The organism is Serinicoccus kebangsaanensis, from assembly GCF_008919445.1.
GTDB classification, from domain to species: domain Bacteria; phylum Actinomycetota; class Actinomycetes; order Actinomycetales; family Dermatophilaceae; genus Ornithinicoccus; species Ornithinicoccus kebangsaanensis.
Window position 1 is genome coordinate 132,596 of record NZ_VSLG01000009.1, and the last position, 10,419, is coordinate 143,014.

The following is a 10,419-nucleotide window of genomic DNA, read 5'->3' on the forward strand; positions in this document are numbered from 1 at the left end:
GCGTCGCACGAGCGGCGCGGGGCCTCACGCTTCTCGACCTCACCCTCAGTGGTGTTATCGTCAACGACGATCCACTGCTCGATTTCCGGGCCCCAACCTCGCCCCGACGCGCCGCGCGAGTCGACCGGCCCCTCAGGAGGACCTGAATGCTCTCCGCCTTCGTGCGCGCGTTCAAGACGCCCGATCTTCGCAAGAAGATCCTCTTCACGCTCGCGATCATGGCGCTCTACCGCCTCGGGACGCACATCCCGACCCCGGGCGTGGACTACGGCCTGGTGCAGCAGTGCCTCGACACGGCGGAGCTGTCCGGCAACGTGCTCGGCATGGTCAACCTGTTCTCCGGTGGCGCCATGGTGCAGCTGTCGATCTTCGCGCTGGGGATCATGCCCTACATCACGGCGGCGATCATCGTGCAGCTGCTCACCGTGGTGATCCCACGGTTCGAGCAGCTGAAGAAGGAGGGGCAGGCGGGTCAGACCAAGATGACCCAGTACACCCGCTACCTCACGATCGGGCTGGCGGTGCTGCAGGCGTCCACGCTCGTGACGATCGCCCGCGAGCCGGCCCGGTTGTTCGGGACCACGTGCACCTCGGTGATGCCGGACGAGGGCATCTGGACGCTCTCCCTCATGGTCCTGACGATGACCGCGGGCACCGGCCTGATCATGTGGCTGGGTGAGCTGATCACCGAGAAGGGTGTCGGCAACGGTATGTCGCTGCTCATCTTCGTCTCGATCGCCGCCGGCTTCCCGGCGGCGCTGGGTGCGATCTACCAGAGCTCGGTCACCACCTTCGTCCTGGTGATGCTGCTCGGCCTGGTCATCATGACGCTCGTCGTCTACGTGGAGCAGTGCCAGCGGCGGATCCCGGTGCAGTACGCCAAGCGGATGATCGGCCGTCGCCAGTACGGGGGGACGTCCACCTACATCCCGCTCAAGCTCAACATGGCCAACGTCATCCCGATCATCTTCGCCAGCTCCATCCTGATGCTGCCCTCGCTGCTGGCCAACTTCAACCGGCCGACCGAGGCGGGCGCCACGGCACCGGGCTGGGTGGGCTTCATCGACCGCTACCTGTCGATGGGTGCCACCGGGTCGGGGACGCACTGGATCTACATGGTGCTGTACGCCGCGATGATCATCTTCTTCTGCTTCTTCTACACCTCGGTGACCTTCAACCCCACCGAGGTGGCGGACAACATGAAGCGCTACGGCGGCTTCATCCCCGGCATCCGGGCCGGGCGGCCCACGGCGGAGTACCTCGAGTACGTCATCAACCGGATCACCACGCCCGGAGCGCTCTACCTCGCCGGGCTGGCGCTGATCCCGCTCATCGCGTTCAACGTCATGGGGGTGGCCAACTTCCCCCTGGGCGGCGCCTCGATCCTCATCATCGTCGGCGTCGGTCTGCAGACGGTGAAGCAGATCGAGTCCCAGCTCCAGCAGCACGACTACGAAGGGTTCCTCCGCTGATGCGACTGATCATGCTCGGACCGCCCGGTGCAGGCAAGGGCACCCAGGCCGTCCACGTCTCCCGGGCCCACGGCATACCCGCCATCTCCACCGGGGACATCTTCCGGGCGAACATCAAGAACGAGACCGAGCTCGGGCTGCAGGTCAAGCAGATCACCGCGTCGGGCGGCTACGTGCCGGACGAGATCACGAACGCCATCGTGCGCGACCGCCTGGCCGAGCAGGACGCGGCCCACGGCTTCTTGCTCGACGGCTACCCGCGGACCACCGGCCAGGTGGACGCGCTGGACGAGATGCTGGCGGAGGCCGGCCACGAGCTGGACGTCGTGGTGGAGCTCACCGTGGACACCGACGAGGTGGTGCAGCGGCTGCTGGCCCGCGCCCAGGAGCAGGGCCGCGCCGACGACACCGAGGAGGTCGTCCGGGAGCGGATGCGCCTGTATGCCGAGGAGACGGCGCCGCTGTCGGCGCGCTACAAGGAGCGTGGCCTGCTGCGGCGCGTGGACGGCATGGGCGAGGTCACCGAGGTGACCGGGCGGATCGAGGCCGTCCTCCGGGACGTGCCGACCTCGTCGACCGGCGACGCGCCGGTGGACGACGCCGACACGCGCTGATGTCGATCTTCCGCCGTCGCCCGCGGATCGAGGCCAAGTCGCCCGACGAGCTCGTGGCGATGCGTCGGGCCGGGCTGGTGGTCGCGCGGACACTGAGCCTGGCACGGGAGCGTGCGGTCGCCGGGGTCACCACCGGCGAGCTCGACGCGGAGGCCGAGGAGGCCATCCGCGGCAGTGGCGCCGTGCCCAGCTTTCTCGGCTACCACGGCTTCACCGGCAGCCTGTGCATCTCGGTCAACGACGAGGTGGTGCACGGGATCCCGGGGGGACGGGTGCTCGAGGACGGTGACCTGGTCTCCATCGACTGCGGCGCCATCGTCGAGGGCTGGCACGGAGACGCCGCGCTCAGCCTGGTGGTCGGGGGCCGGCAGCAGGGGTCGCCGGCCGACCTGGCCCTGATGGACGACACCGAGGCCTCGCTCTGGGCCGGCATCGCGGCGCTGCGCCCCGGTGGACGGCTGTTCGCCGTGGGCGACGCGGTGGAGAGCAGCGTCGACGCCGCGCTCGAGCGCCGGGTGAAGGACGCCGTCCCGGGGGTCGAGGCCTACGGCATCCTGGAGGACTACACCGGGCACGGGATCGGCCGGGAGATGCACATGGACCCGCACGTGCCGAACTACGGGGTGTCCGCCGCCGGACCGACCGTGCCCTCGGGAGCCACCCTGGCGATCGAGCCGATGGTCACGCTCGGGAGCATCGAGACCCGCACCTTGGACGATGACTGGACGGTCGTCACCAGCGACGGCAGCCGGGCGGCCCACTGGGAGCACACCGTGGCCGTGACCGACGACGGACTCTGGGTGCTCACGGCCGCCGACGGGGGAGCGGCCGGGCTGGAGCGGGTCGGCGCCGCGTTCGCACCCCTCTCCGACTGATTGGCCTTGGGGGTTGCCCTTCCCGTAGGATGGTGCGTCGGCCCTGTGTGGGCCGAGTCCAGTGAAATTCAGGGAATGTGGAGGACATGGCGAAGAAGGACGGCGTCATTGAGATCGAGGGCACGGTTGTCGAGGCCCTCCCGAACGCGAACTTCCGGGTCGAGCTGACCAACGGTCACGTTGTGCTGGCTCACATCTCCGGCAAGATGCGGCAGCACTACATCCGGATCCTCCCCGAGGACCGCGTCGTGGTGGAGCTCAGCCCGTACGACCTGACTCGCGGCCGCATCGTCTTCCGCTACCGCTGAGGCACGCGGCCCTCGTGGCCGTGCGCCGCACACCCACCCCCGTTCAGATCCCTCCACCCGAAGGCAGGAAGCCATGAAGGTTCAGCCGAGCGTGAAGAAGATCTGCGACAAGTGCAAGGTGATCCGCCGTCACGGCCGGGTCATGGTGATCTGCGACAACCTGCGCCACAAGCAGCGCCAGGGCTGAGCAGAGCACGTCCCGCACGCGCGTCGCAGCTTCGATGCGTCAGCACGACCCACAACTGAATACCCCAGATGACGCAGCACCCGACCCCCGCCGACCGGCGGGACGTCACCTCCGGCCGCGAGAGCCGGGGACCGCGGGCGACCGAGCCCACCAGACGATGCGGACCGGTGCTGCACCAGACTCTCGCACGTAACCCAAGGAGCACTGCCAGATGGCACGACTCATCGGTGTCGACCTGCCGCGCGACAAGCGCGTGGAGGTCGCTCTCACCTACATCTTCGGCGTGGGCCGCACCCGCGCCACCTCGACGCTGGAGGCCACGGGCGTGGACCCGTCCATCCGCGTCAAGGACCTGACGGAAGAGCAGCTGGTCGCCCTGCGTGACCACCTCGAGGGCAGCTTCCGCCTCGAGGGTGACCTGCGCCGTGAGGTGGCCGCCGACATCCGCCGCAAGGTCGAGATCGGCAGCTACCAGGGCCTGCGGCACCGCCGCAGCCTCCCGGTGCACGGTCAGCGCACGAAGACCAACGCGCGCACCCGCAAGGGGCCCAAGCGCACGGTCGCCGGCAAGAAGAAGGCCACGAAGTAAGCCACCGTCGGGGACCTCTCCCCGACCATCCCGCCGGGGCCGCGCCCCGGGCCACGGGACCCACAGATCTGCTCTTCCGCTAGGAGAAACACATGCCCCCCAAGAGCCGTCAGGCCACTGGCGCGCGCAAGGTGCGCCGCAAGGAGAAGAAGAACGTCGCCTTCGGGCAGGCTCACATCAAGAGCACGTTCAGCAACACCATCATCTCGATCACCGACCCGACCGGTGCCGTCATCGCCTGGTCCTCCTCGGGCCAGGTCGGCTTCAAGGGGTCGCGCAAGTCGACCCCCTACGCCGCCCAGATGGCTGCCGAGGCCGCCGCGCGCCGCGCCATGGACCACGGCATGAAGAAGGTCGACGTCTTCGTCAAGGGTCCGGGCTCTGGTCGCGAGACCGCGATCCGCTCGCTGACCGCCGCAGGCCTCGAGGTCGGCGCGATCTCCGACGTGACGCCCCAGGCGCACAACGGTGTCCGTCCGCCCAAGAAGCGTCGCAACTAAGAGCCCGGAAAGGAACTAGGGAGAACATCATGGCCCGCTACACCGGACCCATCACCAAGAAGTCCCGCCGGCTCAAGGTCGACCTCGTCGGCGGCGACAAGAACTTCGACCTGCGCCCGTTCCCCCCGGGGCAGCACGGTCGCCGTCGCAGCCAGGAGAAGGAGTACCTGACCCAGCTGCAGGAGAAGCAGAAGGCCCGCTTCACCTACGGCGTCATGGAGAAGCAGTTCCGCCGCTACTACGCCGAGGCGGCCCGTCGCCCCGGCAAGACCGGTGCGAACCTGCTCATCATCCTCGAGTCCCGTCTGGACAACGTCGTCTACCGTGCCGGGCTGGCCCGCACGCGTCGCGCGGCGCGCCAGCTGGTGACCCACGGTCACTTCCTGGTCAACGGCCAGCGGGTGGACGTGCCCAGCTACCGGGTCGAGCAGTACGACATCATCGAGGTGCGCCCGCAGTCGGTGGAGACCTTCCCCTTCGAGCTGGCTCGCCAGACCTACGGCGACCGCCCGGTCCCCGCGTGGATGAAGGTCGTCCCCGGCTCGCTGAAGATCCTCATCCACCAGCTGCCGACGCGTGAGCAGATCGACACGATCCTCACCGAGCAGCTGATCGTGGAGCTCTACTCGAAGAACTGACCGGCGGGGGCTGCGCCCCCGACCACCCGGACCTCTCCGTCGGAGCGGTCCGCGCCCGGCATACGGACAGAGGTGTGCCGGGCTCCCGCACGCGGCGTCATATAGCGGTCGCCCGTGGAAAGGAACACGAAGTGCTCATCGCACAGCGCCCCACCCTCACCGAGGAGGTCGTCTCCGACACCCGGTCGCGGTTCGCCCTCGAGCCGCTCGAGCCTGGCTTCGGCTACACCCTCGGCAACTCCCTGCGCCGGACCCTGCTGTCCAGCATCCCCGGCGCCTCGCTCACCAGCATCCGCATCGACGGCGTGCTGCACGAGTTCTCCACGATCCCCGGGGTCAAGGAGGACGTGACCGAGGTCATCCTCAACCTGAAGTCCCTGGTCGTCTCCAGCGAGCACGACGAGCCGGTCGTCATGTACCTGCGCAAGCAGGGCGCCGGCCCCGTCACCGCGGCCGACATCGCCCCGCCGGCCGGCGTGGAGATCCACAACCCGGACCTGCACCTGGCCACCCTGGGCGAGTCCGGCACCATCGAGATGGAGATGACGGTCGAGCGTGGCCGCGGCTACGTCTCGGCGCAGCTGAACAAGTCGGGCGAGCAGGAGATCGGGCGCATCCCGGTCGACTCGATCTACTCCCCGGTGCTGGCGGTGACCTACAAGGTCGAGGCCACCCGTGTGGAACAGCGCACCGACTTCGACCGCCTCGTGATCGACGTCGAGACGAAGAGCTCCATCGCTCCTCGCGACGCGGTCGCCTCGGCCGGACGCACCCTCGTCGAGCTCTTCGGGCTGGCCCGTGAGCTGAACGTCGAGGCGGAGGGCATCGAGATCGGCCCGTCCGTGGGTGAGGGGGCGCTGGCCTCCGACCTGGCGCTGCCGATCGAGGAGCTCGACCTGACGGTCCGCTCCTACAACTGCCTCAAGCGCGAGGGCATCCACACCGTGGGTGAGCTCGTCGGGCGCAGCGAGGCCGACCTGCTCGACATCCGCAACTTCGGTGCCAAGTCGATCGACGAGGTCAAGGACAAGCTGGCCGAGATGGGCCTCGCGCTCAAGGACAGCCCGCCCGGGTTCGAAGGTGCCAGCTCCTACGAGGACGGCACCTACGACGACGAGGGCGACGCCGCCTTCGCCGAGGACGAGCAGTACTGAGACTGACGAGTTAAGGAGAAACTCATGCCTGCCCCGAAGAAGGGTCCGCGCCTCGGCGGCGGTCCGGCGCACGAGCGCCTGATCCTGTCCAACCTGGCGACTGCTCTGTTCGAGCACGACCGCATCACCACCACCGAGGCCAAGGCCAAGCGGCTCCGCCCGCTGGCCGAGCGTCTGGTGACCTTCGCCAAGCGCGGCGACCTGCACAACCGCCGCAAGGTGCTCGCGATCGTCCGGGACAAGGGTGTCGTGCACCGTCTCTTCACCGAGATCGCTCCCGACGTGGCCGACCGTCAGGGTGGCTACACCCGGATCACCAAGATCGCCCCGCGCAAGGGTGACAACGCGCCGATGGCCGTGATCGAGCTGGTCCGGGAGCCGGTGGCCAAGAAGGCCGTCGTCACCCAGGCCGAGGGCGCCACCAGGCGTGCCGCCAAGGACGAGGCCAAGGCTGCGGCGCCGGCCGAGACCGTCGAGGTCAACGAGACGGCGTCCGAGGACGCGACGGAGGCCGCGATGGTCTCTGCCGGTGCCGACGACGTGGCGCAGACCGACGACGCCGCTGGCGCGGGTGCGGACGAGACCGCCGAGGAGCGGGACTTCGGGCCGGACAGCCACCCGGCCACCGAGGACGGCGCTGCCCCGGAGGGCTTCGACGTCAAGGGCAACGCGGACTCGATGAAGTACCACGTGCCCGGCTCGCGCTGGTACGACAACACGACCGCCGAGGTCTGGTTCCGCTCCGCCGAGGCGGCCGAGGCTGCCGGCTTCGAGCCCGCCGGTGGTGCGGCGGCCCAGGGCGCCGACGCCGGCGTCGAGCTCGGTCAGGCGGACGACGACAGCTGACGGCGTCGTGACCACGGACACCGGTCCGGGTCGACACGGCCGAAAGGGCCACCTCCCGTGATGGGGGGTGGCCCTTCGGCATGCGGCACCATGGTGTCGTGCGACTCCGCCTCGACCTCGCCTACGACGGCACCGACTTCTCCGGGTGGGCCCGCCAGCCCGGGCTGCGGACCGTGGAGGAGACGCTCGCGGTAGCGCTGGCCACCGTGCTGCGGACCGAGGGCGCCCCGCGCCTGACGGTCGGCGGTCGTACCGATGCCGGGGTGCACGCCCGGGGATCCGTGTGCCACCTCGATGTCGACGACGACGCCTGGAGCAAGGTGCCCGGGCGCTCCGACCGCACCCCGGAGGAGGCCCTGCTGACCCGGTTGCGCGGCGTGCTGCCCCGCGACGTGGTGGTCGCCCGGGCGACGGCGGTCGACCCAGCCTTCGACGCACGCTTCTCGGCGCTGCGGCGTCGCTACAGCTACCGGTTGCTGGACCAGCCCGGTCGCGCCGACCCGTTGCGCCGGCGGGACACCGTGGTCGTGCGTCGGCCGCTGGACGCGGAGGCGATGGACGCCGCGGCCGGGACCCTGGTCGGTCTGCGTGACTTCGCGGCCTTCTGCCGGCCCAGGGAGGGAGCGACCACGGTCAGGACGCTGCTGGACTACCGATGGAGCCGGGGGGAGGATGGCGTGCTTCTCGGCACCGTCGTCGCGGACGCCTTCTGCCACAGCATGGTCCGTGCTCTGGTGGGCGGCGTGCTGCCGATCGGGGAGGGTCGACGCGACGTCTCCTGGCTGCGGGCCGTGCAGGAGGCGGGGGTCCGGGACCCGGCCGTGCGGGTGATGCCGGCGCACGGGCTCTGTCTCGAGGAGATCGCCTACCCGCAGGACGTGGACGGGCAACGGGAGCGAGCGAGCCAGAGCCGCGCCCTCCGGTCCGTGGAGGGTCCAGCGCAGCATGATATGCCTTGACAGGCATATGCCAGTCCGGGAATACTACCAACCATGGTCGACCGAGACGCCTTCGCCGTGATCGCGGACCCGACGCGCCGGGAGATCCTCACCCTGCTGCGCCGCGGCGAGCGACCCGTCGGCGAGCTGGTGGCGGCACTCGGGGTGTCGCAGCCCAGCGTGTCCAAGCACCTCCGGGTGCTGGCGCAGGCCGACCTGGTCACGGTGCGGATCGACGGCCCGCGGCGTCGATATGCCCTGGACCCGCACGGTCTGCGCGAGGTGGAAGCCTGGCTCGCACCGTTCCGCGAGATCTGGGCCGACCGGCTCGACGCCCTCGAGCGACACCTGGACGAGCAGGGTCATCCCGACCACAGGACAGAGGAGTAGGCCATGGAACAGGGCAGCACCGACCGTCTCGGCACGGTCATCCGCGACGGCGACCGGCTGGCGTTGAGGTACGAACGGTCCCTGGCACATCCGCCCGAGACCGTCTGGCGAGCCCTGACCGAGTCCGCGGGCCTGCGCCACTGGTTCCCTGCCGACATCATCGGGGAGCGGGCGAGCGGTGCAGCCGTGCAGCTGCCGTTCTGGCCCGACGGCGCCCAGGAGAGCCTGGAGACGATGGAGGAGGCCGGGGTCGACACCTCGGACATGGATCTCGACGAGGTCCTCCCCGGTCAGATCCGCATCTTCGACCCGCCGAGGCGGTTCGAGCTGGTCTGGGGGAACCCGGAAGGCGAGGCCGACGTGCTGCGGTTCGAGCTCTCGCCGGAGGGGTCCGGCACACGCCTGGTGTTCACGACCTGGCCCGGAGAGCCCGGGCCGCTGGGGCATTCCGGCACCGGCGCCGGCTGGCACCTGTGCCTCGACGGCCTGGGAGACTTCCTCGACACCGGGTCGTCGGGGGAACCGGATCGTCAGGCCGCGGCCGCGCTGCGCGCGGAGTACGCCGACGCCCTGGCTGGAGCCTGACCGCTGCCCGGTCGCTGGGCTCCCCGGGACCGCGAGGCCTGGCACGGGTGGGCGGGCTAGGGTGGCAGCATGCTCGCTGCCTATGCCGAGTCCATCTCTCCCGACGATCCGCTGCGCGGACTCGTGGTCGGAGAGCGTCCGGAGCCTGAGCCGGAGCCCGGCTGGACCACGCTCCCGGTGGTGGCGGCAGGCCTGAACCATCACGACCTGTGGTCGTTGCGGGGGGTCGGCCTCCCGGAGGAGCGACTACCGATGATCCTCGGGTGCGACGCCGTCGCCGAGCATCCTGAGCTCGGCGAGGTCGTCGTCTACCCCGTGACCACCGGGACCGCCGGCTGGGAGGGGGACCCCACGCTCGACCCGCGCCGCAGCCTGCTGTCCGAGCGCCACCAGGGGACCCTCGCCGAGTACGTCACGGTCCCGGACGGCTCCTGGGTCCGGCGTCCCCACCATCTGGACGCCGTCGAGGCGGCGGCGTTGTCGACCTCGTGGCTGACGGCCTACCGCATGCTGTTCTCGCGGGCGGACGTCCGTCCCGGGGACACCGTCCTCGTGCAGGGTGCCGGCGGAGGGGTCGCCACGGCCCTGGTCCAGCTCGGCGCGGCGGCCGGACTCACCGTCTGGGTCACGAGCCGCAGCGAGGAGAAGCGCGAACGCGCGCTCACCCTGGGAGCAGAGCAGGCCTTCCCCACGGGGGAGCGCCTTCCCGCCCGGGTGGATGCGGTGCTGGAGAGCGTGGGGGCGGCGACCTGGTCGCACTCGGTCAACGCGCTGCGACCGGGCGGAACCATCGTGATCTGCGGGGCGACGAGCGGAGACGCACCGGAGCGTGCAGAGCTGACCAAGATCTTCTTCAAGCAGCTGCGCGTCCTGGGCTCGACGATGGGGAGCAGGCAGGACCTGGAAGGTCTGTGCCGGTTCGTCTCCAGCACCGGTCTGAGGCCGGCCCTGGACCGGACCTACCCGCTGTCGGACACGGCCCAGGCGCTGGCCCGGATGGAGCGCGGGGACGTGGTCGGTCAGGTCGGCATCCAGGTGCGCTGAGCAGCGCAGAGGCCAGGTTTGCGCCGCGCGCCCGAGGCCGTGTACAGTAGTGCTTCGCGGCTGACGCGGAAGCGGCGGTCGCACAGCTCGAATCTGATCCCCTCACCGACGATCCAGACCTTGGATTTGGACGGCCTGAGCAGGTCAGGTAGGCTGGAGAGGTTGCCCCGCAGCGGGACGGTCTTCACCGATCGGAACGCCCGGTGTGTGTCCGATTCTTGAGAACTCAACAGCGTGTTTGTTTTTTGATGCCATTTTGTTTGTGCCATGATGCGTGTG

The 10,419-nt window shown here is 69.8% G+C and carries 15 protein-coding genes; 14 read left to right on the forward strand and 1 reads right to left on the reverse strand.

The window, feature by feature from the left end:
- Nucleotides 1-146: 146 nt before the first annotated feature.
- From secY to FXF60_RS11125, 14 genes are all read left to right on the forward strand, one after another.
- Nucleotides 147-1,472, forward strand: a complete 1,326-nt coding sequence (gene secY / locus FXF60_RS11060) for a preprotein translocase subunit SecY (RefSeq protein ID WP_151526017.1) — start codon at nucleotides 147-149, stop codon at nucleotides 1,470-1,472.
- Nucleotides 1,472-2,086 (forward strand): adenylate kinase, encoded by a 615-nt coding sequence (locus FXF60_RS11065; RefSeq protein WP_151526018.1) that lies wholly within the window; start codon nucleotides 1,472-1,474, stop codon nucleotides 2,084-2,086. The genes secY and FXF60_RS11065 overlap by 1 nt, the downstream gene beginning before the upstream one ends.
- Nucleotides 2,086-2,961 (forward strand): type I methionyl aminopeptidase, encoded by an 876-nt coding sequence (map, locus tag FXF60_RS11070; protein WP_151526019.1) that lies wholly within the window; start codon nucleotides 2,086-2,088, stop codon nucleotides 2,959-2,961. Before FXF60_RS11065 ends, map begins: the two co-directional genes overlap by 1 nt.
- An 86-nt stretch (nucleotides 2,962-3,047) precedes the next feature.
- Nucleotides 3,048-3,269, forward strand: a complete 222-nt coding sequence (infA, locus tag FXF60_RS11075) for a translation initiation factor IF-1 (RefSeq protein WP_022925313.1) — start codon at nucleotides 3,048-3,050, stop codon at nucleotides 3,267-3,269.
- A gap of 73 nt (nucleotides 3,270-3,342) precedes the next feature.
- On the forward strand, nucleotides 3,343-3,456 hold the full coding sequence (gene rpmJ, locus FXF60_RS11080; RefSeq protein WP_022925314.1) for a 50S ribosomal protein L36: 114 nt from the start codon (nucleotides 3,343-3,345) through the stop codon (nucleotides 3,454-3,456).
- 211 nt (nucleotides 3,457-3,667) lie between these two features.
- Nucleotides 3,668-4,045 (forward strand): 30S ribosomal protein S13, encoded by a 378-nt coding sequence (gene rpsM / locus FXF60_RS11085; RefSeq protein ID WP_151526020.1) that lies wholly within the window; start codon nucleotides 3,668-3,670, stop codon nucleotides 4,043-4,045.
- A gap of 92 nt (nucleotides 4,046-4,137) precedes the next feature.
- Nucleotides 4,138-4,545, forward strand: coding sequence for a 30S ribosomal protein S11 (rpsK, locus tag FXF60_RS11090; RefSeq protein WP_058890650.1), 408 nt, complete (start codon nucleotides 4,138-4,140; stop codon nucleotides 4,543-4,545).
- Between the two features lie 29 nt (nucleotides 4,546-4,574).
- Nucleotides 4,575-5,183 carry a 30S ribosomal protein S4 gene (gene rpsD, locus FXF60_RS11095; RefSeq protein WP_075811134.1) on the forward strand — a complete coding sequence of 203 codons (609 nt, stop codon included), beginning with the start codon at nucleotides 4,575-4,577 and terminating at the stop codon, nucleotides 5,181-5,183.
- 131 nt (nucleotides 5,184-5,314) lie between these two features.
- Nucleotides 5,315-6,337 (forward strand): DNA-directed RNA polymerase subunit alpha, encoded by a 1,023-nt coding sequence (locus tag FXF60_RS11100; protein ID WP_151526021.1) that lies wholly within the window; start codon nucleotides 5,315-5,317, stop codon nucleotides 6,335-6,337.
- A gap of 24 nt (nucleotides 6,338-6,361) precedes the next feature.
- A complete protein-coding gene (gene rplQ, locus FXF60_RS11105; RefSeq protein ID WP_151526022.1) occupies nucleotides 6,362-7,183 on the forward strand; it encodes a 50S ribosomal protein L17, sunset domain variant in 822 nt (273 codons plus the stop codon).
- A gap of 98 nt (nucleotides 7,184-7,281) precedes the next feature.
- Nucleotides 7,282-8,142: a tRNA pseudouridine(38-40) synthase TruA gene (truA, locus tag FXF60_RS11110; protein ID WP_238335815.1), complete on the forward strand. Its 861-nt coding sequence runs from the start codon at nucleotides 7,282-7,284 to the stop codon at nucleotides 8,140-8,142.
- A gap of 33 nt (nucleotides 8,143-8,175) precedes the next feature.
- Nucleotides 8,176-8,511, forward strand: coding sequence for an ArsR/SmtB family transcription factor (locus FXF60_RS11115; protein WP_151526024.1), 336 nt, complete (start codon nucleotides 8,176-8,178; stop codon nucleotides 8,509-8,511).
- Nucleotides 8,512-8,514: 3 nt separating this feature from the next.
- Entirely contained in the window at nucleotides 8,515-9,096 is a 582-nt protein-coding gene (locus FXF60_RS11120) for an SRPBCC domain-containing protein (RefSeq protein ID WP_151526025.1), read from the forward strand.
- A gap of 69 nt (nucleotides 9,097-9,165) precedes the next feature.
- The gene (locus FXF60_RS11125; RefSeq protein ID WP_151526026.1) at nucleotides 9,166-10,140 is read left to right on the forward strand and encodes a zinc-binding dehydrogenase; all 975 of its coding nucleotides are present in this window, start codon (nucleotides 9,166-9,168) and stop codon (nucleotides 10,138-10,140) included.
- On the opposite strand, the gene FXF60_RS16560 is transcribed toward FXF60_RS11125, so the two are convergent.
- Nucleotides 10,116-10,419: hypothetical protein (locus tag FXF60_RS16560; protein WP_192796705.1), on the reverse strand; the 304-nt coding region annotated here is incomplete at its 5' end. The genes FXF60_RS11125 and FXF60_RS16560 overlap by 25 nt on opposite strands.